Raw genomic sequence first — 22,273 nt, forward strand, 5'->3', positions numbered from 1 at the left:
CTATATTAGGCTGCGACTCTACTCAGCCTGACAGTGACAGGTTTAAACAGTTAAGTAAAAAAGAAATTAAATCACCAATCTCTTTTCTCCTGTTCTCGAATCTCCCCTTCTACTCTAATGTCTTGAATCTAGCGTCTAAAATCTTATAAAATCAACCCATCCTTCATCACCACTTTCCGATCAGCCATGGCGGCCAGCTCTTCATTGTGGGTGACGATTACGAATGCCTGTCCTAATTCTTTGCGGAGCGTAAAAAACAATTCATGCAACCCTCTGGCATTTTGAGTATCCAAATTTCCACTGGGCTCGTCTGCGAAAACAACTGCTGGACTGTTAATCAAAGCTCTGGCCACAGCTACTCTTTGCTGCTCTCCTCCGGAAAGTGTAGAGGGCTTGTGATCCAGTCTATGGGAAATTCCAAGCAGCTCTGCCAATTCACCGGATTTCTTGTTCAATTTCTCAGGACTCGTTTTCCCTATCAAGCCCGGAATCATAATATTCTCCTGAGCTGTAAATTCTGGTAGCAGGTTATGAAACTGAAAAATAAAACCAATTCGCTCATTCCTGAATTTTGCCAAGTCATCTCCTTTTAGATTCAGGAGTTTTTTACCATCCATCTCCAAAGATCCCTGATCGGGCTGATCTAAAGTCCCGAGAATATGAAGTAAAGTACTCTTACCAGCTCCTGAGGAGCCGACTATGGAAACAATTTCAGAAGTTAAAATTTCTAGATCTACTCCCTTTAATACTTGAAGGCTTCCATAGGATTTATGGATTCCGTTGGCTTTCAGCATGCTAACTTTTTTAATCAGTTCAAAAATAGAACATATGCCTATCTAATTGGGAAATTAAAGGCTTTTTTTAAGTAAAAAGGAAAAACTCAGGTTTGATTTATCGAGTCTTAGGACTTAACTTCGAGCAAAAATTTCCAAAGGATGAAATCGGGCATGACTGAAAAGTCGCAAGGGCTACAAACCCAACGATGCAAGATTCCATCCCGTTTCCTTGGTCACGGGACAGGTTGTGACATTTGAGAAAAAAATCATACACACATGAATATTCACGAATATCAGGCTAAAGAAGTATTAAAAGGTTACGGAGTCCGTATTCAGGAAGGTATAGTCGCCGACACACCTGAAGCAGCTCATGAAGCAGCCGTTAAGTTGAATGAGCAAACCGGTACTAGCTGGTATGTGATCAAAGCTCAAATTCACGCAGGTGGTCGTGGAAAAGGCAAAGTCAATGAAACTGGTTCGAACGGAGTGGTTCTTGCAAAGAAATTAGACGATGTCGCTGAAAAAGCTAAAAATATCCTTGGCGGCACCTTGGTTACTCACCAGACGGGACCAGAAGGTAAAGTTGTAAATAAGGTTTTGATAGCGGAGGATGTTTATTATCCAGGTGCTTCTGAACCCAAAGAATATTACTTATCTATCCTTTTGGATAGAGCTACAGGTAGCAATGTAATCATGGCCTCTACCGAAGGTGGTATGGACATCGAAGAAGTTGCTGAAAACTCTCCTGAGAAAATCATGAAAGAATGGATAGACCCTAAAGTTGGTCTTCAGCCTTTCCAAGCTAGAAAAGTAGCTTTTGGCCTAGGTCTTTCAGGTACTGCATTCAAAGAAATGGTGAAATTCATCACGGCTCTTTACAATGCTTACGAAGGAACGGACTCTTCTCAGTTTGAGATCAACCCAGTATTGAAAACGTCTGATGATAAGATTTTGGCAGTAGATGCTAAAGTAAATATCGACGATAACGCGTTGTACAGACAAAAAGGATTGGCAGCATTGAGAGATGTGGCTGAAGAAGATCCATTGGAAGTAGAAGCTGGAGAATCAGGTTTGAATTATGTGAAACTTGACGGAAACGTAGGTTGCATGGTGAACGGAGCTGGTCTTGCGATGGCTACTATGGACATGATCAAATTGGTAGGTGGCGAACCTGCTAACTTCCTAGATGTGGGAGGAGGGGCTAATGCTACTACTGTTGAGGCAGGCTTCAGAATAATCCTTCAGGATCCTAATGTAAAAGCCATACTAATCAACGTATTCGGTGGTATCGTAAGATGTGACAGAATCGCAAGTGGTGTGGTGGAAGCCTACAAATCTATCGGAGACATCAGAGTTCCTATCATCGTAAGATTACAAGGAACAAATGCTGCAGAAGGAGCTAAAATCATTGACGATTCAGGATTGAAAGTATTCTCTGCTATCACGCTGAAAGAAGCTGCTGACAAAGTACAATCTGTACTCGAAGCTTAAATTATTAAACCTGTACTGAAGATTTCTCTTCAGTACATTCCGCGCTCGTAGTTCAACTGGATAGAATATCAGATTTCGGCTCTGAGGGTTGAGGGTTCGAATCCTTCCGAGCGCACATATAACTAGGAGAAGCCTGGTTTCAGTATGATAACTTCTTGAAAGTTAAAAAATCCAGTATGTAATTGCTGAAAAATCAAGTTCGTTATCGTATTGATTTAGTAAGATTTATTAAAAACCTGTAGAGAAATTCTTTACAGGTTTTTTTGTGCCCTAAATCTCAAAATTCTCCCAACAACTCTAATTTCTTGGGTTAAGAATCCAATAATTCAGGTAGCCTGAAGGAGTTTCCAGTACTACTTTAAAAATTTCAGATTCTATACCGTTTAATGGGAAATTCATTTTGCCCTCACCTAAAGAGACCTCACCTACTAACCAATAATTGTCCAATCCGCCGGTTTTAAAATGGTTGGTTGTAGCTATCCAAACTCTGCCATTCTGCCCGTTGGATAGAGCTTTCCAAGTCATGGATATCCCTCCATTTTTCAATTCAGCTTTAAGATCAGTGGCAGCCACAGGACCGATAAATGGTGTACCGTCCAATTCCATGGCTATTTTCTTTGGAATACTTAACCCCAAGTGATGGGCAATGGAAGGCAGAATGTCCACCATTTCAGGTGTCTGCCTGAAATGGGAATTAGTGTTTTTAGAATTGGTAACTATCCAAGTGGCACGTTCTCTATCACTATGTCCACCGTGACCGAACCCATCTTCTGTTCTTCCATGATCAGTAGTGATTATTATCAGCCAATCTTCCTTATATTTCTTTTCCCGGTATTGGATAGCTTCCCAAACCCGGCCAATCTGTTCATCTACTTTTTGCAATCCATCTACCATCTGAGGGCTGTTTCCAAACTTATGTCCCATGTCATCAGAATATTCCAAGTACATCCAGGAAAGATCGGGACTTTCGGTAGAGATATAGCGTGCGGCATCTTTGGAAACTTCCTCATCGATATTATGGATATACATCTTATCCTTGTCATGAGGAAAATTTAGTGTATCCAACTCCATCCCATCAAAGAAATAGTCAAAGGCAAACCTTTCCGTTTCGGGCAAGTTGGCACCTACCAATTTGGTCCGATTGTCAAGCCAAGTAGAGAAAATTGCGGTCTTCTTGGTAGGATCGGATTCTTTGAGCATCCGGAAAATTGTCTGATAATTATAATTGGGAGCTTCTATATCATTGTCCCAAACATTGTGTTTATTAGCCCAAACGCCTATCAAAAGAGAATTATAGCCAACGGCTGAAATAGTAGGCGTTTCGGAATAACCTCCAACTTCCCCTCCCATACTAGCTATTGTAAATCCTCCCACAGCACTTATCTTATCAATATTTGGGGTAGCAACTGTATCTATGACATCAGCAGGAATTCCATCGACAATCACAAACAGTACTTTCTTCACGTTTTTTTGAGCGTATCCCTGAGCTGCAAAGAAGGTCAAAACAGCAGCCAATACAATTCTTTTCATTTTTAAATGGATTATCATTTATCTGTAATTCTTATTCCACAAAAATGGCCTGATCTTTCGCATCAAGCCATTTCCAATTGGGTGAATGTTGATTCGCCCCTAACCTTACATCCTGTACTCATACTTCCCTAGCTTATATATTTCAATTGATATTTAAAAATTATTTTCTGACAGCCTGATACACCTCATAGGTAATAAAATCTTCTTCTACTTCAGGATCAATTATCTTGAATAAAAGTTTTTGTCCCGGAAGTACAGCCCTTAATTCTCCATTTTTCGGCACAGAAATATCATCAGTCAACTGTTTCTCTAAATCAAAAAATATCAATTTATGATAATCAGGATCCATTATATTGGAGTACTTTGGATCCATCATCTTTTTTTGTTGAAATATCCCCTCTGGGATTTCAGTCACATAATCTAATGCAACCAGGCCTCCCTTCAATGAATATATTTTATGATTTCTAGAGCTTAAAAATTCTCTTCCACTAGATTTCAGATCTTTAACGGAAATTGAATTTTGATTTAAAAGATCAAAATCTCCATGACGGATATTTATTCTAGAATCCAATCTCCCTGAATTTAAATCATAAACGGTTATTTCATTATCCATTCTGGAGGTTAGATAAAGTTTTTGCTTATTTCTGTCCACAGCGTAAACAATAAAATACATAGAACTTTGGAGTGATTCATCCAATTTGCTGGAAATGGATCTGTCCGAAACAGGAGCTATACGTTTTATTCTTTGTTCTCCAACATTAAAAATTTCAATTAAATCCTTATTAAAAGGAGCATTCGGCACATAGGAATTAGAACCCGAAGGGTTTGTAATGAAGGAAAATAAAGCATCTTGACCACTTTGATTAAAAAATGGAAAAACTTCCTTTCTTCCATATATCTGAAGTTTTACACTTGATTGAAAGGGAATCCGTTCCAATTTTTGAAGGGATGTGTCATAACGAAATAAATGAGTTACTGTTTGAAGCCAAATGTTCCCGTCTTCAGAAAATCCCATGCAGTTTAAGTGGGAAACATACTGGTTGGGTCCTTCTCCCTGCAGCCGTTCATTAGCTATGATTTTTCCATTTTGATCTATCAAAACAATTCTTTCCCCTTTGGGAGAATTGATAAATCCCAAATAAAGGTCATTCTTCGGAGAATAATCCACTATAGAAACGTCCAACAAAGAGTTGATCTGGAATGAACTTACTTTAGAAAGGCTAATTTGGCATTCTACAGAAAAAGTGATTAAAAAGAACAGAAGAAAGTAGAAGGATTGAAAAGCTCTTTTCATTAGGAAATGGGTTTATGAAATTCAAAAAGAATTGATAACTATAAAGTAAAGGGATTTTTGTATAAAATCAGTTCTTAGTCAAGCTCATTTGATAAAATAGCCCGTATAGGAAGATTACCTACAGTCATTGATGTTGCACAGCAATATTGATTCTGTATTTTAACAGCTCCAAAACTAATCTTATAAATTTCAAATTAAGGTTAAACCTGTTTAGTTGATTGTAATGAATAAAAACGCTTTTCGTTCTGCGCCTTGTGTTCGGTTAAAATCATACAGTTAGAAAACCTCAGCAAATCCAAAATAGTCAGAGTGTGTTTTTGATGTCAACTATTATCCGTTTGTATAGATAATTTAAAACTTAACAAACTCAACACCATCCCTATTTTAAACTGCCAAGTCGCCTTCATCTGCTGTTGTACTAATTCCTTTTCTTCTGGCAAGAATGGCTATGCCAAATGTCAATACGCCTAAACGTCCCACAAACATCACAAAAATCAGCGTCAATTTTCCCCAGGGTGTGAGGTATCCTGTTATACCTGTGCTTAAGCCCACTGTTCCGATGGCTGATGTAGTTTCAAAAAGAATTTTATCCAAAGGCAAATCTTCAGTCATTGCCAATAGAAAAGTGGAAATAAAAATCACCGAAGCATAAAGGATAAAGACGGAAGTCGCCACGTACAGCCGTTCAAGAGGGATCACTTTTCCGAAAAATGTTACCTGTTTGTTGTTCCTAATCCTATTCCACATGATTGCAATTAGAGCAGTTAATGTGGTGGACTTCATACCCCCGCCAGTTCCCGATGGTGATGCCCCAACATACATCAAAAAAATGAGCACTAGCATAACAGCTAACGAGAAGCTGCCCAACGGAACAGTATTAAATCCAACTGTTGTGAGAGCCGTCATTGACTGAAAAAAGGAAGCCATCCATTTATTCTCTACCAGATGATCTATAGAAGGCTCAAAAAAGTAAATCATCAATGTGCCAACTGTAAGAAGCAAAAAGATTACGGCAAAAATGGTTTTAGTGGTGAATGTTACCTCTTTGGTTTTCCCTGAGATCTTGTTCCAAAAGTCGGTTACTACAATAAAACCCAACGAGCCGCAAATTGACAAAACTGAAAGTATGACATTGATGAACGTGTTGTCTGCGAACTGCTCAAAACTGTCATTGTATAACCCGAAGCCTGCAGTACAAAATGCGGAAACACTATGGAAGATACTGCTCCAGACAGCGAAATTTGGTTCAATGTCAGCCCGTGTAAACGCAATGTAAAGGAATAATGCTCCTATGGCTTCAATAAGTATTGTAAAGATGATCACTGACTTTAAAAAATCCTTGATTTCAAAACCTTTTGGCATTGTAAATTCCGCACCCAATACACGCTGGTGCCAATGGGTCAGCGGGCTTTTTTTTGAGAGTAATACAAACGAGGTAAAAGTCATATACCCGATTCCGCCTATTTGGATGAGGGCCATGATTACGAACTGACCGAACCAGTTGTATGTATCAAATAGACTGACCGTTACCAACCCTGTTGTGGAAATGGCAGAGGTTGCTATAAACAAACTATCCAGAGCAGAAACGGCTTGTTTATGAAAAAGTGGAATGCATAAAAGAAGCCAACCTATGAAAGTGTACGTCAAAAAACCATACAGCAAATTTTGTTGAGGTGAGAGGGATAATTGAAATTTTCGGTATCGTTTTATTAGCGGATACCATTTATTTGACTTTGATTTATTGCCATAGCCATTGTGTAACTTGTGTACTTGTTCCATTTTTAGATTGATTTGAAATTTAGAAATGGAAAGTATTTGAAGCAGAGATAAACAGCAGTTCCGAAAACCATCATGATAATAGTCGCAATAATCAACTGACTGATGTCCTTTAAGCCAATCCTGAAAAGGTTGGTAAGGTTTACTGCTTTCTCCATCATAAAAAAATCCCATTTCATTTTGTAACATTTTGATGCTACAAAGGTCAGTTGAAAGGGATAAGCAAAAAATCAAGGTTTAACGGCCTTATATAAAGATTTTATAAAGACTATTCAAATCTATATCCAATGCCACTTTCAGTGATAATATGCTGTGGGTGGTTGGGGTTGTCTTCCAGCTTTTTACGGATTGTCCCGACAAATACACGCAAATACTGTGTTTCATTTTGGTAGCTATAACCCCAAATTTCTTTTAAAATATATTGATGTGTCAAAACCTTGCCTTCATTCTTGGCAAAAAGTGCCAGCAGATTATATTCAGTTGAAGTAAGTTTAATCGTTTCTCCCTTTCGTTTCACAATTCGGGAAATCAAATCAATTTTAATATCTCCGCAACTGATGGTTGATCTGTTTTCCGTGTGCTGACTTCTCCTGATGGCCGAACGGATTCTTGCCAATAATTCCCCAGTGCGGAATGGTTTGGTTAAATAATCGGTTGCACCGTTGTCTAATGCCGAAACGATGTCAAGTTCATTGTCTTGCACCGACAGAATGATTATCGGCTTGTTGTACCATTCCCTCAGTTCTTTTAAAATTTCGTGTCCGCTTTTATCGGGCAATCCAATGTCAAGTAAAATCAAGTCAGGTGGATGATTTGCAGAAAAAATCAACCCCTCTTTTCCTGTGCTGGCCTGAACTACATTATAACCATTGCTCTCCAAGTTTATTTGAAGCAACTTTCTTATTTGCGGCTCATCATCTATGATGAGTATTTCTGCCTTATTCATTTTCCAAGTTGGTGTTTGGTAAAAATTCACAAGGAAACTCCACAGTAAACTTCGCACCGCCCTCCGGTACATTTTCTAGATATATCTTTCCGTTCATTGCTGCAGTAAAGCCTTTTACAATGGAAAGCCCCAAACCTGTTCCGCCAGTTGCGGTTTTGTTCAACCGGTAAAACTTATCAAAGACAAAATCAATCTCATTTTCAGGAAATCCTTGGCCATTATCTGTGATTTGAATGATGCAATTTGAATCGCTGTTATTGGCTTCAATTTTTATCGTAGAATTTTCAGTTGTATACTGTAGCGCGTTGTGAATTAAATTATAAAGTATTTGCTCAATCAGTCCGCTGTCCAATTTAAACAAGGGTAAATTTTCGTTAGGACTGAATTCAATTTTGTGATTGTTTGCTTCATCCTTGGTGTCCTTTATTACAGTAAAAATAACTTCGTTTAAATCACACCAATCGTTTTTAGGCTGAATAAAACCTGCTTCTAGCCGACTCATACTCAACAGATTTTCAACCTGTCTGTTTAAACGAAAACCTGCAATTTCAATTTCAGAATATAATTCATTTCGGTTCTTGTCGGATAGTATAGTTTTATTGTCCTTAATGGTGTCGATGGCTCCGATAATTGTTGAAATTGGCGTTCTCAATTCGTGTGAAAGAGAGTTGAGTAAGGTATTATACAATTTTATTGCTTTTACCTTTTCTTCTTCGTCTCGTTCCTTTCGTTCTACCTCTCTGATTTTATAGGTCAAAACAGCATTGATAGAAGCAATGACGAAATACATCAGGAACATAAGACCGTCTTCGGGAGTGCCTATGTGTAAAGTAAGTGTCGGCGGAATAAAACAGAAATTCCATATCAATGCACTTAATAATGCAGAAAGCAACACTGGAAAAATATCAAATAGAATTGCATTTATTGAGACGACTACTAATAGTATGAGTGCTATTGCTCTGTATCCAATATAGTCAACGGCAAAAAAAGACAAAACAGCAGTTATCACAATAAGCAATACGCTTATTATGTATTGGTTATTCTTACTGTATTTTCTTGTTCTTAGTAAGTCCAAAATTTTTGTTTCAAAGTTAGGTATTGATATATAAAGATTTTGTAAAGATGTCAGTCACCTAGGCATTGGCGAGGTTGCCTTATTCGGTTTTGCTGTAAATCGTCTAGTATGGTATGCGTAAGCAAATGTGCCAATATGGTTTGTTAAAAATGATTCGGCATCGTGGCAACCTTATTTTTTCTGTCAGGTGCTTATTGGGTGTTTGTAAGATCCAGGTCTTACTAAAGTCACTCCAAACTTTAAAAATCCAGCTGTTTTGAGTACTAGTCTAACCGAGCGTTAAGATCTCCCTTGAGACATTCTAGTGAAGGAGCCAGATTGCAGGGAAGGTAAATAAGAAGAATGAGATGTGGCTCAAAGTGTAAGAAGTGTTGGTGAAATCTAATTGGTTGTGCGGCTCTATTTCTTAGTGTTTGTGAAATCTCTCCATTTTCTGTCTTATGGATTTTCTTTCAGTTTCTGTTTTGCAAAGTTGCAATGCTTTATCAAACGCATCTTTTTCTTTGTTTTCGTCCAAGCCTTTGTATAGTTCACCTAAAAGTAGATGGTAGAAGTGATTATATTCTAATTGAAGTTTTTCGGCTTCTGCTAATGCACTTTCGTTTCCTTCGATTTTTGAAAGAGCAAATATTCTGTTTAAATCTGCAATAGGTGTATAATCGATTTTCAATAAAATATTGTACAGTTTAAAAATGCTTTCCCATTTTTCTTTAGAGTCCTTTTTAACCGTATGCCAATAAGCTATGCTTGCTTCAAGGTAATATTTTGAGACAGTCTCCCATTTCGATGCCTGTTGTAAATAGTAGAATCCTTTTTCAACTAGTTCTGTGTTCCAAATTTTTTCGTCCTGGTCTTGATAAAGGATTATTTCACCACTATCCGTTAGCCTAGCTTCTAATCGAGAGGAATGAAAGCATATCAGCGACATCAGGGAATTGGAAAAATGGGTATTTGTACGGGAGTTTTGAAGCAAAAGATAATTTAAATTCATCGCTTCAAGACAAAGTTCCTTTCTTACCAAAGTACTACTGCTTTCGGAATAATACCCTTCATTAAATAATAAATATATTGTCCGTAAAACAGAATCCAATCTGGATACCATATAGTCGTTCGATGGAATTTCCATTGGTATGTTTTCTGACCTTAACTTTTCCTTTGCTCTATGAATCCTTTTGTTAATGGTTTCTTTATTAGTCAAAAAAGCATCAGCAATTTCATCTATTCCGAAACCACATAGTATCCTTAAAGCTAAACTGATTTGTGATTTTTCTGAAATGGTTGGGTGACAAACAGCGAACAACATTTGCAATTGACTGTCAGCAATATTTTTATCGGAAAGGTCAATGCTGAGATCTTCTATCCCATTTTCTTGCAATTGCTTTGCAATTTTATCCCTAAATATGCCGTTTCTTGTAAAATGATTTTTAGCCTTGTTTTTTGCTACCTCCAAAAGCCAAGCTGAAGGGTTTTTGGGGATGCCTTTATATGGCCATGTTTCCATTGCTGTTAGAAAAGTTTCGCTCGCAATGTCTTCAGCAATTTCAATATGATCGATGCCAAATATATTGGAAAGTACAGAAACTATTTTGGAGAACTCTGATCTAAACAAGTTTGATATGATGTCATTTCTTTCCATAAAAAAGCCCCAATTCAGGGGCTTGTTGGTAGAGTTTAGTGGGTAACTATTTGTCTTACTTCAACGGTGTTTCCCTCGCCTTGCAGAACAGGCGATCCTTTCGCAAATTCGGCAGCTTCATTTGCTGATTCTGCTCTAACCGTAATATAACCGCCAAGGGTTTCCTTAATGTCCCCGAACGGGCCATTTGTAACCATTTTGTTATGGTCAACAACTTTTGCATCATCAAAAAGCAGTCCTGTTCCGCCAATAAATTTGTTTTGGGCAGCAATGCTATCCACCCAATCCTTTTGCTGTTTCATCCATTGTTGCATTTGCTCTGGTGATACTTTCCCATTTGCATTTTCGTGTCTGAAAATAAGAATGAATTCTTTCATTTTTTTAACCGTTAGTGAATATTTGTTTTATACTTCAATAACAATCCAGACTGGCTGAATTGGACATAATTGTTTAAAAAATTTTATCTGTCAAATCTTTTTCATTGAAAGGCTGAGCATTAAGAAAATCTCTTTCGGAAGTTTTTAGAGAAGAGGCAAATTGCCGGGAAGGAAGAAAAGGAGGATGGATTGTGGCTCAGAATCCTATGCTGAGAACAACTACTACACTTTCCAGACTCAAAATAAAAGACAATCTGATTATGTAGGCCAACTATTATTAATCAAAGCTTGGGATTCTAATGACCCGTCAACGGAGAAAATCCTATCAACTCAAGTTTCCACTACTTTAATTGCTAGCTGTCGTCCTGAAATATTACGAATTTGATGCGTTAGCTCCATTCAATTCTAATATTCCAAGAAAATTCTGCACTCAGCGAAGGGATTGAAAATAGATGGAACGATCTTCCACTTAGCACCCTTGTATTAGTGCGTGCCGTGATCTATTCGACAGTTCTGTCCATTTCCCTTAACATTTCCCGTGTTGCTCGAGGCACCAGATTTTAAAAGATTTTTAACCCTAAACCTTAAAAGTATAATGGCTAAATGTTTCGCATTAATAGGATGGAGTTTACCGGTAATTGAAAGTATGCAGAAGACCGGAAGACCTTTTGTAGTAGTTTCCTTTTCAGATTTTGAACCCTACGCAGCAGAAAATAATATTCCTTTCGTTTCCTATCCATTGGACGAGTGGAGTGATACTTCAAACTCAATCGATCTATTTGAAAAGTTAAAAGCTTTTGATGTGGATGTGGCTGTGCCACTTTATGAAGAAACGGTGGAATGGGCAGGAGCACTTAACTCCATTTATCGGGGTGATCCACGTGTACTCAACAGAGCATTTTTATTCCGAAACAAAGCCATGATGAAGCGAAAAGCGCTTATCGGAGGTTTACGAGTTGGGCTTTTTGAGGAAGTATTTAATAAGGAAGGTGTCAAAGCCTTTATGAAGCGACTTAATCAAGCAAACCTTCAGCTAGATGGAGAAGAGGATAGCTGGGTACACATCAAACCTTTTGCTTCTGCAGGCACTGTCGGACACAGACTCCTACGCTCAATGAGCGATGTGGATGAAAAATGTGAGGACAGTGATTTCCCATGTTTGGCAGAAAGCCATCTTCCTGGGCGTGAGTTCTCCTGTGAGGCATTTATCAATAAAGGAAAAATTCGATTTCTGAATATTACAGAATATGTAAAGCTCGGATATTCCAATTTCATTCCCGAAGGAAAATACCTGGAAAGCAAGCGTGATTTAATCCACAAAGAAGTTCAAAAAATGGTGGACATCTTCGGAATTGAATATGGAATGGTACACCCAGAGTGGTTCTTGACAGATAAGGATGAACTCAACTTTGGAGAAACTGCCTGCAGAATCCCAGGAGGACATATTTTAGAATTATGTTCAAAGTCCTACGAATTTGATGCATTAGCGGCATTTGTGATCAGTCACGATCCTAATGCAACTGAGGAGGAATTGGATGAAATCTTCCCTGCCAAAGATTTTAAGCCCAAAAACTACCATGGAAATGTGATGATTTATCCTCACAAGCGGCAGTTTTCCAAGCTTGAAATCCCAGAATCACTGAATAATGAGCCCTACTTTGTCGAGCATACGCTTATCGCTCCCTACGAAGGTCAAAAGCTAAGTGCAGATCGGGATGGTTTTGGAAATCACTTTGGTACTATCAACTTTAAAGGAGAAGACCCAGATCGTATGACTGAGTTGCTGAAGCATTACGAGGAAGAAGAGTTTTACGTATAAATTTTAAAGTAATAAATGGAATTGACCACCGATAAGGTATTTTCTAATTTTGATCAAAGTCTCCAAGAGTTTATAGACTCAGGACCGCTTACCCAAAAGGAAAAAGCCACAAAATTAGCCAGTCATATTGATATACTAAGCTTGACCAGATCTGGTCTTGCTTTTTTATATAGCAAAAGTGTAGAACTCGATCGTGCTGAATTTTTCAAAGGAACTTCCTGGAGTGATCCAGCTAAACTTGTTCCTTTTTTAGTAAAAGGAACGCTAAAGTACGGTCATCCATCTTCCAGCTTTGAGACAGTTTCCGAACTTCGGATGTTGCGTTATGCAAAAGGTGAAGATACTCATGAGGTAGTTTCAGCAAGAGATGCACAAAGCTTCTTAGAAGAAGTGGTTGTGCATAATCTGGAGTTTGCTTTGCGTGAACCAACCGAAGAAACGCGGGTGAAAATGCCAGAACGTGAGTTAAAGAAGGCTTTCAACCTGTTTGGCTTTATCATGTCTGAAATGGATTTGCAAGGGGTCTATGAAAAGTTGGTTGAGGAAATTCGCTTGATTTGCGAGCAGCGACCTATTCGAACCTCAAAAGCCCGGGAGCTAATAAGTCTGGTAAATAGAAGGTTTGACACTTCCGGAAAAACTGAAAAAGATCAGGAAATTCGGGTCTATATCCATGCATTATATGCTCCTTCCCAAGGATCCAAAGCGAACGAGGGGAAGCAAGCCTATCTTGAATTTTTGGCAGGTGCTAATGAAACAGTTTTAGCAGGTGAGGCTCATGAAATGGGTGAATATATGAATGCAACTGGACTGGTAAGTGGCTATCAGGCAGTTTTCTTGAAGCATATAGTAAAAGAACATGCGGACCTAGTTCCTATCTGTCTTAATCTTAATGACAGAGGAATTGCAGAGTGGGAGAAATATCATGAGTTAGTTTCTTCTCTGATTCTGGAAACAGTGAGCTGGAATAATTGTCAGTGCATTTATGGACTGGCTCGTATGCTAAGAAAGAATCTCTTTTCCAGAAGAGCAGTGCGTGTGGGGTTGGAAAATCTTCGCAGAATCAAGATTAATCCTCAGGTAGAAAAAAGAATATTGAAATCCTTGGTTGATCGAGATGCTGAAGTTACTGCTTTGCAATATTTGATCGGAGGAACCATCAAGGTACTTGGTCAGCCACTCGGCGTGGGTCAGGGCAATAATCCAACCTGCCAGTCCGCCCGGGGAATCAGCATGTGGAGCCAGCATTCTCCTGCCAAACTAATTGATATGATTATCACGGTGGCAACTCAGAATAACCTGATTATGCGCTTTGAAAACCAAAATCTGGTTTCCAATAATCTGATCAAAGGTCTGCTTGATCAGTTGGATTATAATCTGGATGTGGTGTCTGTAGTTTTGGTACCGCACTTGGATAAAATCTACAATGAGATGATGCGACTTTCCACCGGCAGATTAGATGATCCCCACAAATGGGTGAACCCTGCCATGTATGGTCAGTGGATTCAGGTTGGGTTTGCATCCTGTTACGATTACATGAGTAATTCCATCATGGATTACCCCGGATATTCCCGGATCTTTTATGCAGCATTTCACCCGGAATACAATGGAAACCAACAGATGGTTTATCCTAATCCTGTAGGAATTTTCATCACAAGCAATAAAGGTGATATGATAGGGTTTCATGCTGTTTCACTTTTGCGCGTGGAAAAAAGTCCTCAAGGAGAAATTCGTGCTTATTTTCTTAATCCCAACAATGAGGGTAGGCAGGACTGGGGTCAAAGCATTTTGCCTTCTGTTTATGGAAAGGGAGAAAAAAAGGGTGAGTCTTCTCTACCCTTTTACCAATTTGCAGCAAGAGTCTATGCTTTTCACTACAGTACGTTGGATGTCAAAAACAGGATTAACGATGTTCCGGCTGAGGAAATAGCCAAAGTAGAGAAGATGGGGCGAGAGAGTTGGGGTAAATCCTATTTCTGGAATCAACAAACAAAATTATGGTAAGACACTCGTCGAGAATAGAGCTAAGTCAATCCTCGCTTACGAATAATATAAACTTCATTAAAAAGAAAGTTGGTGAAGGAGTGAGAATATCTTCTGTGGTCAAAGCAAATGCTTATGGTCATGGGATTCGTGAATTTGTTAAGATGGCTGAAAAAGCGGGAGTCAATCATTTTGCTACCGCCTCGGCTTTTGAGGCAGAGGAAGTCCTAGCTGCTAAGTCTGCCAGTAGCGATGCCATGATTATGGGGATTCTTTATGATGAGGATATTGATTGGGCAGTGGAAAATGGGATTGAGTTTTATGTCTTCAATTATGCCCGCCTACCACTGGTCCTGGAATCAGCAAAAAGGCTAGGAAAGCAAGCCAAAGTTCACATAGAAGTAGAGACAGGAGCAAATCGTACTGGACTCACCAAAGGAGAGTTTCCTGCTACCTTAACTTTTTTAAAGAAACATCCAGAAGAGATAGCCTTCAAAGGCCTTTGCACCCACTTCGGTGGGGCAGAGACTTTTTCAAATCAGTTTAAGATCACGATGCAGCATGAGCGATATAAAAACTTCCTAAAGCAATGCAAGCAAAAGAACCTAATGCCTGAGATTCGACATATCGCTTGCTCAGCTGCTGCTTTGGCTTATAAGGATACCGTTTATGACATGGTAAGGATTGGAGTGGCGCAATATGGATTCTGGCCGAGTCCTGATATTTACTACATGCATTTGCAAGAAACCGGTAAGCAATCAGACGGTGCACTGAAAAGAATATTTACCTGGAAAACTGATGTGATGGACGTCCGGGATGTGGAAGCAGGTGAGTTTATTGGGTATGGCACTTCCTATCAAGCTTCCCAGGATATGAAAGTTGCGGTGATGCCGCTAGGCTATTGCAATGGCTATCCAAGAGCACAATCCAACAGCGGCCATGTGTTGATCAAAGGGAAGAAAGTACAGATCGTGGGGCTGATCAATATGAACCTTTTTATGGTAGATATCTCCAATCTTTCTGATGTTCAGGTGGGTGATGAGGTAGTCTTGGTAGGAAGGCAAAATAACAATACCATCAATATCAGTTCATTCTCACAGGTAACTCAACTTCTGAATAATGAAATGCTAAGCAGGCTGCCTGCTGCAATTCCAAGGAGCGTTGTAAAGTAGGGAGAACTGAGAATAATTTTGGAATCAATGTCTAAAACAAAGTATTCCAAATTTAGTAAAGCATAGAAGCCTTAAGGTTGAAAATGTGCAATTTAAAGCTCGATTTAACTAGTGAATGCACGTGTATGGGTAGCCGCTGCTATGAACAGGTATTCGACTATTTATAAGACTATTTAAAGTTAAATTGACGATGGCTTGGACGCGTAAAACTTAATTTATTTCACTAGAACCTAAGATCATTTCAATATCCTGTTTGGAAAGAGGTTTATGGTACAACATTTTAATCACAGGATATGATTGTGCTTTCAACTTGTCGCTTTGGTCGGTGGAGGATGTGATCATATAAAGATGAAATTGACTTATAGAATTTAGATTTATTTTTTGCAACCCATCTAAAAATTGCCATCCATTTAGAACAGGCATATTAATGTCTAACAATACAACTATAGCTCCGGTCTCGGTCCGTAGTTTTTCCAATACCTCTAAACCAATTTGTCCGTTATCACATTGGTAGCAAATAACTGAACTATCAGACTTAAGAACCATTTTTTGGATAATTAACCTAACAATTGGATCATCATCCACTATAAGTAATTTTTTGCCCATTTCTTTATCTAAAAGTTATGTCTTGTGCCTTGTCAATCATATTCTTTATAATTTCGTCCAATTCATTTGCGGAGTCCCTCAAATGTTTTAACCAGGTTACATTATCATCTGGATCTGAATTATTATCGTCAATAATATTCATTACGCCCAACATTCTCGCAAGAGGGGCCCGAACTATATGTGATTGGGTCCAGGCAATATTTTTGAGCTTTTCATTCTGAATTTCGATTTGACGCACATATTTATTTCTGCTTATTTCAAAATTCTTTCGTTCCGTGATATCATTCAAGGCTCCGACCATCCGCACAGGCGCTCCTTTCGCATCTCTTATTACAATCCCCCTGTCAATCACATCTGCAAAAGTTCCGTCATTTTTTTTATAGCGATACTCAGCAATCCAATCAGACTCGTCAGGTTTTTCGAGTGATTTATAAACACTTTGCAATACCCGCTCAAAATCATCCGGATGGATGTAGTCAGTCCATGCCTTTAGAGTTGGTGTATTTTTTTCAACTTGGTATCCAAACAGATTTTTGAACCCGGCTCCCCAATACAGAGTATTTTCCAGGATATTCCAATCCCATATCGCATCATGGGTCGCTTCCGTTACTTTTTCAAAACGTTCATTGGACTGAATCAGGAGTAATTCCCCCACTTTTCTCTCTGTAATATCTCTAAAATAAACAGACAGCCCGGTGGTGGTAGGATATACCATCACATCAAGCCATATATTTAATGTGGGATAAAACTCTTCAAAAGTCAAATTTTCCTGAGTTTCCATCGCTTTGTGATATTGGCGGTAAAAGTCAGTCTCAATGGAGTCAGGATATTCATCCCAAAGGTTTTTGCCAATCAGGCTATCTCTTTTCCTGCCTAAGACCTTTTCAGCTTCTTTGTTTAAATAGGTTAAAACCCAATCGGTATTAACATGGAAAAAAGCGTCCCCAATACTTTCCAGTATATTGATTTTCTCCTGATAGGATCTTTCAAGTTTTTCTGATGCCTGTTTACGTTCATCAATATTTTTGAAGTAAACAGATAGACCACCTTGCGTGGGATAGGCATTTATTTCGTACCATTTTCCATCTCCCTGGTAATGATATTCAAAGGACTCCTTTTGTTGAGTACGGACGACCCTTTGATACATCTTCCTAATAGGTGTATCCACGCTCGCTGGAAATAATTCCCAAATATTTTTGCCCAAAACAGCATCAGCCTTTTTTAAAAGTAAGTTCTCGGCTTCCTTGTTGAAATAAGTAAATTTCCAGTCTTTGTCAACAGCATAAAAAGCATCAGAGATACTTCCCAAAATCTCACGGATCTGGAGTTCCAACATCTTGGAAGCATGAATATCCTGGAAACTACCATAAACCCGTCGGCACTTTCCATGGATCATTTCTACATCACCAATTGCCCGAACCCACAATTCATTCTTTTTTTCGGTGACTATTATAGCTTCGAAGTCAAACTCATGACCGGTTTCAATAGATGTTTGTACAATTTCCCTTACCATTGATTGAAAATCTTCCCTGTAGAAACTAAAGCCTGTGTCTAAATTAGGCGTAAACGTTTTCGGGTTGGTTTCGTGGAGTTCGTATACCATATCTGACCAATAAAGTTTGTTGCTGGCAACATCAAATTCCCAACTTCCAATTCTAGCCAATTTTGAAGCCTGTTGGGTGAAGAAGATGTTTGAATGTTTTCTGTTTTCTTCCATTTTTCAATTATTGATCATTGGGCTACATACTTGTTGCGGAGAAACTTGTATATACTCAACTCCCACTACACTATTTCGCCAATATCTCGATTATATACAGCTCTTCACCTCTCAACTATATATAAATTAGGAATCAACTCCTTAAATAAATTTAGTAAGTGTTAGATACCTTAGGTTGAAAATGTACAATTACTATTTGGCTATGGGAGGATTAATAATTTTGCTTAATCCTCTGTACTCTTCCCGAAATACTTTGGGTCAGGCTGCCCTTTAGAAGGAAAAGTTCCACCCTTCTCCAGATGGAAATTACTGATAAGAAGCTGCTAGGTTGCTCACTAGATACTTCACTTCATGGAATATTGATCTTAAAAACTAAAATGCTAAGAACGTAAATAAAATGACAGAAAATTAGTCCTCAGTTAGGGCACTTGTTATCGCGATGCTCATAGCTAAAAGCCCTTCGCTAAAAGTATCCACAGAACACAACCTTTAAGCCGGTCTTTATATATACAGATTTTTATCTGAAAATCATAAAATTACCTGTATAATTAATATGGGCAAGACGGCATTTGGCCATATGGACAATTCAGCATTAGCCTGGTCAGGTGTTACATTCAGGGATCGATAGCCCATTTTCCGAGGTACATATATGGTTTGATGTTTAGCTACAGATAGTTGTTGAAATACCTAACTAGATAATTCTTTAAAAAACTCTTTAATATCCTCTGCTAGTAAGTCTGGTTGCTCCATCGCTGCAAAATGTCCGCCGGCTGGCATCTCAGTCCAACGTGTAATATTGAATCCTTCCTCGATATATGAACGCGGTGGCGTGGGTATCTCTTTCGGAAATTTTATAAATGCCACAGGGATTTCAATATATTCATTTTCGGCAAGTTGTAAGGGATGTTTGCTGTTCTCATTATACATTCTAATGGACGAATGAATCGTTTGGGTGATCCAATAGAGTGTCACATTTGCAAGTAATTCATCCTTTGCAAAAATGGAATTGAGATCCCCCTTGTTATCAGTCCAGGAATTAAATTTTTCAATAATCCAGGCACATAATCCTACGGGTGAGTCATTTAATCCAAAGGCTAACGTGATAGGCTTCGTACTTTGTATATATGAATAGGCAGCTTCTTTAGATGCCCAATCCAATGCATATTTTTGGAAAGCAACCACTTCATCTGTCAATTGCTCTCCTTCTTTTAAGAATGGTTTGTAAGAGCCAGGAATGTAATTTAGATGCAAACCAATTAGGTTTAGAGGGTATTTTAAGGCAAGCCAGGAGCTAACTCCGGATCCAATGTCTCCGCCCTGCGCTCCATATTTATAGTATCCTAACTCCAGCATTAATTTGTGCCATAGGTGCGCCACAAATTCTGAATTGCAGCCTTCAACCTGACTTTTCCCAGAATACCCAAATCCGATAATAGAAGGAATTACTATATCAAAAGAAATTTCTTCCTCATTAGCCAACCTAGGTATTAGCTTAAGCATTTCGATAAAGGAACCAGGCCAACCGTGAGTTATGATTAATGGAATGTTTATTTTACCCTTTCCCTTTACGTGTATAAAGTGAATATCATAACCATCAATGGTTGCAATGAAATTCGGAAAAGAATTTATTTCAGCTTCCATTTTTCTCCAGTTGAATTCGTGAAGCCAATAATTGGATAATTCTTTCATAAAAGAAAGATTTGTTCCGTATATCCAATTTGAGTTAGTTATTTCATCTGGCCAACGTGTATTTTCAATTCTCCTTTTTAAATCATCAAGAATTTCTTCGGAAATATTCGCTGTGAATGGTCTTATCATTATAATTTTTTTCAAATTTTTCTTTTGCATCTCAACTATATCGGAATACCATAGGCTTATCCCTCTTTAACATGGCATTCAATTTCATAATTAATCTCAGCACCCAGGAGAATTATAAATGTGCTAATAAACAACCATAGCATTAGAAAAATAACAGCGGAAATGGATCCGTAAATTTCACTCAAATTCCAGAAATTTCGGAGGTAAAATGAAAATGTCCAAGAAGCAATAAGCCACAAGAAAGTTGCAATAACAGCACCGGGTAACACCCACTTAAACCCTGGCCGCTTCCTTTTTGGTCCAAAATTATAAATCAGACCAATACTTCCCACCAGCACAATCCCCATGACTAGCCATCGCATCCAACTGATCAAACATGAAATCTTATCGGGTAAACCTATTTTCTCAATCAATGCCGGAAATGCCACGATCAGCGCGGCACTTAGAATAATTAGGATGATCGCACCAAAAGTAAATAATAAGGTTAGCCCGTTGTTTTTTATGATACCCCTTTTACTACTTGTCCCATAAGCAATATTTATACCCCTAAACAAGGATTTTGTCCCAAGATTGCCAATCCAAATGCCCAGCAGAATCCCCAAAAACGTACTCCAGCCAAGGGATTCTCCTTCGGGTTTGATAAAGTTGTCTACCCGATACTGAAGGATTTCGTGGGTTTGCTCCGGCATCATGGAGCTGATATTGGACACCTGCTCCTCAATTTCTTTGGGATCGATTAAAAATCCATAAATGGAAATGAGCGCCATCATTGCTGGAAAAATGGCCAAAAAACCAAAAAAACCGACTCCTGCAGCGACAATTACCACATTATTTTCGCCAATACGTCTTTTTACTTTAAGCAAAATACTTTTCCACTCAGATAATGACAGTTTAGAAATGGATGGGGCCGTTTTGTGCATAGTTCTAGTTTCAGTGGAAGCTTCAAGTAAGCAAAACGGGAAAGAGTAAGAAAAAGATAATAGTGAAAATGTCTCGGAAAAGTATACCTAGCATCTTCAACTCACATCTTCTAAAACTTTAAAAAGTTCCTAATGTGCTTATTTGCACCAAAAATGAGGATTAGTAAAAAACTTTCAACAAATAATTGCGCCGGATTCAGGAAAATAAGGTAATAAATTACTTTTAATTCAGAAAACTTCCTCATGAATGTAGCCAGGATAGCTATCCTAACCTGGATTGGATTATCAAGTAGCAGGTCCCTACTTAGGAAAATGAAACATAACCCCAAAAATTAGAACTTTTATTCATCAATTTGAAAAGAAGAAGTTCATATCAAATTAGCCGTTGGACTAGTAATCACTTAAATAAATTAACCTAGTATTTATTAAAATAAGGCTTCGTAGGCTTGTGGCAGTGATTCTATTGGCTTGATTTTGATGTCTTTAAAAAATACTTCGGCAGCTTCACTCTGCAATTGGATTTTCCCTTCATATAAAGGTATATCTATGCCTTCCTCATTCTTATATCTGGAGTTTTCTAGTACCATTACCACCTTACCATTTACAATATGAAGACTCTTGCCTTCAAAAGTTATAAGCTCGAGGGAAGTCCATCCTCCATCAGGAGTTTCATAATTCGCTGATCTAAGACAAAAGAAATCATATCCACTCTGGAAGGGACGGAAAGGTTGAGTAACATCCGCTACAGAGATCATCAATTCTCCTTCGGAGGGAAAAGATCTTATATCTATAGCAGAGCTCCCCTGACACCAAAAATCACCCATGTGACCCTCCATCACTTGAAATTCTTGGGATAGCATCCAGGATCTCCAGTATTCCACACCTGGTTCACCAATAGAATGATATAGAATTCCAGAGTCCTTTAGTAAGTCTTCGCGCGGTTCATATTTGTCCTTACCCCACCTGACCTGAAGCTTGAGAAGATAATTTCTATAACTCTTTCGGGTATAAACACTGCCATAAATCTTTCCACTCACACGTAAAACCGGTCCTTCCTGCTCGTTCAAAACCGTAAAAACTCCTGTTTCGTCCTTGTTGAATCCAATGGGACTGATCTCTACACCATTTTTATCCTTTGGTATTTTTCCATCATTTCCCAGCTTATGTCGGTAGCTAAGGTAATTCTCCCACTTACTGAGTTGCGGGTCAAGCAAATCTTCCCATTCCTCACTGAAATTAGTGTTTGAAGCGGATAAGAAAGATATAACGGTAATTATAAAAGTTAATATTAAATTCATGAAGTCACTATTATTGGTTTTGTACGATCAAAAATAGAT

The 22,273-nt window shown here is 38.4% G+C and carries 18 protein-coding genes and 1 tRNA gene; 5 read left to right on the forward strand and 14 right to left on the reverse strand.

Annotated features, from left to right (window positions below; genetic code table 11):
- Window positions 1-143 precede the first annotated feature (143 nt).
- On the reverse strand, window positions 144-794 hold the full coding sequence (locus AACZ73_RS15445) for an ABC transporter ATP-binding protein (protein WP_339879206.1): 651 nt from the start codon (window positions 792-794) through the stop codon (window positions 144-146).
- Between the two features lie 258 nt (window positions 795-1,052).
- Between AACZ73_RS15445 and sucC the strand changes: the two genes are divergently transcribed.
- Window positions 1,053-2,267, forward strand: a complete 1,215-nt coding sequence (gene sucC, locus AACZ73_RS15450) for an ADP-forming succinate--CoA ligase subunit beta (protein WP_339879207.1) — start codon at window positions 1,053-1,055, stop codon at window positions 2,265-2,267.
- A 41-nt stretch (window positions 2,268-2,308) separates the two neighbouring features.
- A tRNA-Arg gene (locus AACZ73_RS15455) sits at window positions 2,309-2,382 on the forward strand.
- Window positions 2,383-2,564: 182 nt separating this feature from the next.
- Here AACZ73_RS15455 and AACZ73_RS15460 read toward each other — a convergent pair.
- From AACZ73_RS15460 to AACZ73_RS15495, 8 genes are all read right to left on the reverse strand, one after another.
- Entirely contained in the window at window positions 2,565-3,797 is a 1,233-nt protein-coding gene (locus AACZ73_RS15460; RefSeq protein ID WP_339879208.1) for an alkaline phosphatase family protein, read from the reverse strand.
- Window positions 3,798-3,957: 160 nt separating this feature from the next.
- Entirely contained in the window at window positions 3,958-5,091 is a 1,134-nt protein-coding gene (locus AACZ73_RS15465; RefSeq protein WP_339879210.1) for a hypothetical protein, read from the reverse strand.
- Window positions 5,092-5,475: 384 nt separating this feature from the next.
- Window positions 5,476-6,870, reverse strand: a complete 1,395-nt coding sequence (locus tag AACZ73_RS15470; RefSeq protein WP_339879211.1) for a potassium transporter TrkG — start codon at window positions 6,868-6,870, stop codon at window positions 5,476-5,478.
- A 2-nt stretch (window positions 6,871-6,872) separates the two neighbouring features.
- Complete coding sequence (locus AACZ73_RS15475; RefSeq protein WP_339879212.1) at window positions 6,873-7,046, reverse strand: hypothetical protein; 174 nt, start codon at window positions 7,044-7,046, stop codon at window positions 6,873-6,875.
- 89 nt (window positions 7,047-7,135) lie between these two features.
- On the reverse strand, window positions 7,136-7,813 hold the full coding sequence (locus AACZ73_RS15480; RefSeq protein ID WP_339879214.1) for a response regulator transcription factor: 678 nt from the start codon (window positions 7,811-7,813) through the stop codon (window positions 7,136-7,138).
- The gene (locus AACZ73_RS15485; RefSeq protein ID WP_339879215.1) at window positions 7,806-8,888 is read right to left on the reverse strand and encodes an ATP-binding protein; all 1,083 of its coding nucleotides are present in this window, start codon (window positions 8,886-8,888) and stop codon (window positions 7,806-7,808) included. The genes AACZ73_RS15480 and AACZ73_RS15485 overlap by 8 nt, the downstream gene beginning before the upstream one ends.
- Window positions 8,889-9,294: 406 nt before the next feature.
- Window positions 9,295-10,524 carry a sigma-70 family RNA polymerase sigma factor gene (locus AACZ73_RS15490; protein ID WP_339879217.1) on the reverse strand — a complete coding sequence of 410 codons (1,230 nt, stop codon included), beginning with the start codon at window positions 10,522-10,524 and terminating at the stop codon, window positions 9,295-9,297.
- A gap of 35 nt (window positions 10,525-10,559) precedes the next feature.
- Window positions 10,560-10,901, reverse strand: coding sequence for a YciI family protein (locus AACZ73_RS15495; protein ID WP_339879218.1), 342 nt, complete (start codon window positions 10,899-10,901; stop codon window positions 10,560-10,562).
- Between the two features lie 595 nt (window positions 10,902-11,496).
- Between AACZ73_RS15495 and AACZ73_RS15500 the strand changes: the two genes are divergently transcribed.
- The 3 genes from AACZ73_RS15500 to alr are packed head-to-tail and all read left to right on the forward strand — an operon-like array spanning window position 11,497 to window position 15,875.
- On the forward strand, window positions 11,497-12,720 hold the full coding sequence (locus AACZ73_RS15500) for a carboxylate--amine ligase (protein WP_339879219.1): 1,224 nt from the start codon (window positions 11,497-11,499) through the stop codon (window positions 12,718-12,720).
- A 15-nt stretch (window positions 12,721-12,735) separates the two neighbouring features.
- Window positions 12,736-14,724: a hypothetical protein gene (locus tag AACZ73_RS15505; protein WP_339879220.1), complete on the forward strand. Its 1,989-nt coding sequence runs from the start codon at window positions 12,736-12,738 to the stop codon at window positions 14,722-14,724.
- Window positions 14,718-15,875, forward strand: coding sequence for an alanine racemase (gene alr, locus AACZ73_RS15510; RefSeq protein ID WP_339879222.1), 1,158 nt, complete (start codon window positions 14,718-14,720; stop codon window positions 15,873-15,875). The genes AACZ73_RS15505 and alr overlap by 7 nt, the downstream gene beginning before the upstream one ends.
- A 210-nt stretch (window positions 15,876-16,085) precedes the next feature.
- Here the strand turns inward: alr and AACZ73_RS15515 are convergent, their stop codons facing one another.
- The 5 genes from AACZ73_RS15515 to AACZ73_RS15535 all read right to left on the reverse strand — a co-directional run bounded on the left by AACZ73_RS15515 (window position 16,086) and on the right by AACZ73_RS15535 (window position 22,234).
- Window positions 16,086-16,481, reverse strand: a complete 396-nt coding sequence (locus AACZ73_RS15515) for a response regulator (RefSeq protein ID WP_339879224.1) — start codon at window positions 16,479-16,481, stop codon at window positions 16,086-16,088.
- A gap of 4 nt (window positions 16,482-16,485) precedes the next feature.
- The gene (locus tag AACZ73_RS15520) at window positions 16,486-18,198 is read right to left on the reverse strand and encodes a PAS domain S-box protein (protein WP_339879226.1); all 1,713 of its coding nucleotides are present in this window, start codon (window positions 18,196-18,198) and stop codon (window positions 16,486-16,488) included.
- 687 nt (window positions 18,199-18,885) lie between these two features.
- The gene (locus AACZ73_RS15525; protein WP_339879227.1) at window positions 18,886-20,046 is read right to left on the reverse strand and encodes an epoxide hydrolase family protein; all 1,161 of its coding nucleotides are present in this window, start codon (window positions 20,044-20,046) and stop codon (window positions 18,886-18,888) included.
- Window positions 20,047-20,072: 26 nt separating this feature from the next.
- Window positions 20,073-20,936 (reverse strand): YihY/virulence factor BrkB family protein, encoded by an 864-nt coding sequence (locus AACZ73_RS15530; protein WP_339879229.1) that lies wholly within the window; start codon window positions 20,934-20,936, stop codon window positions 20,073-20,075.
- A 425-nt stretch (window positions 20,937-21,361) separates the two neighbouring features.
- Window positions 21,362-22,234, reverse strand: coding sequence for a DUF1080 domain-containing protein (locus tag AACZ73_RS15535; RefSeq protein WP_339879231.1), 873 nt, complete (start codon window positions 22,232-22,234; stop codon window positions 21,362-21,364).
- Between the last annotated feature and the right edge of the window lie 39 nt (window positions 22,235-22,273).

It is taken from the genome of uncultured Algoriphagus sp. (assembly GCF_963974835.1).
GTDB lineage: Bacteria > Bacteroidota > Bacteroidia > Cytophagales > Cyclobacteriaceae > Algoriphagus.

What these genes read in the sequence shown, in the direction of transcription:
- AACZ73_RS15465 (WP_339879210.1), bottom strand. Translation starts at nt 5,091, where the DNA reads ATGAAAAGAGCTTTTCAATCCTTCTACTTTCTTCTGTTCTTTTTAATC.
- AACZ73_RS15530 (WP_339879229.1), bottom strand. Translation starts at nt 20,936, where the DNA reads ATGCACAAAACGGCCCCATCCATTTCTAAACTGTCATTATCTGAGTGG.
- AACZ73_RS15470 (WP_339879211.1), bottom strand. Translation starts at nt 6,870, where the DNA reads ATGGAACAAGTACACAAGTTACACAATGGCTATGGCAATAAATCAAAG.
- alr (WP_339879222.1), top strand. Translation starts at nt 14,718, where the DNA reads ATGGTAAGACACTCGTCGAGAATAGAGCTAAGTCAATCCTCGCTTACG.
- AACZ73_RS15520 (WP_339879226.1), bottom strand. Translation starts at nt 18,198, where the DNA reads ATGGAAGAAAACAGAAAACATTCAAACATCTTCTTCACCCAACAGGCT.
- AACZ73_RS15505 (WP_339879220.1), top strand. Translation starts at nt 12,736, where the DNA reads ATGGAATTGACCACCGATAAGGTATTTTCTAATTTTGATCAAAGTCTC.
- AACZ73_RS15525 (WP_339879227.1), bottom strand. Translation starts at nt 20,046, where the DNA reads ATGCAAAAGAAAAATTTGAAAAAAATTATAATGATAAGACCATTCACA.
- AACZ73_RS15535 (WP_339879231.1), bottom strand. Translation starts at nt 22,234, where the DNA reads ATGAATTTAATATTAACTTTTATAATTACCGTTATATCTTTCTTATCC.
- AACZ73_RS15475 (WP_339879212.1), bottom strand. Translation starts at nt 7,046, where the DNA reads ATGAAATGGGATTTTTTTATGATGGAGAAAGCAGTAAACCTTACCAAC.
- AACZ73_RS15515 (WP_339879224.1), bottom strand. Translation starts at nt 16,481, where the DNA reads ATGGGCAAAAAATTACTTATAGTGGATGATGATCCAATTGTTAGGTTA.
- AACZ73_RS15445 (WP_339879206.1), bottom strand. Translation starts at nt 794, where the DNA reads ATGCTGAAAGCCAACGGAATCCATAAATCCTATGGAAGCCTTCAAGTA.
- AACZ73_RS15460 (WP_339879208.1), bottom strand. Translation starts at nt 3,797, where the DNA reads ATGAAAAGAATTGTATTGGCTGCTGTTTTGACCTTCTTTGCAGCTCAG.
- AACZ73_RS15500 (WP_339879219.1), top strand. Translation starts at nt 11,497, where the DNA reads ATGGCTAAATGTTTCGCATTAATAGGATGGAGTTTACCGGTAATTGAA.
- AACZ73_RS15480 (WP_339879214.1), bottom strand. Translation starts at nt 7,813, where the DNA reads ATGAATAAGGCAGAAATACTCATCATAGATGATGAGCCGCAAATAAGA.
- AACZ73_RS15495 (WP_339879218.1), bottom strand. Translation starts at nt 10,901, where the DNA reads ATGAAAGAATTCATTCTTATTTTCAGACACGAAAATGCAAATGGGAAA.
- sucC (WP_339879207.1), top strand. Translation starts at nt 1,053, where the DNA reads ATGAATATTCACGAATATCAGGCTAAAGAAGTATTAAAAGGTTACGGA.
- AACZ73_RS15490 (WP_339879217.1), bottom strand. Translation starts at nt 10,524, where the DNA reads ATGGAAAGAAATGACATCATATCAAACTTGTTTAGATCAGAGTTCTCC.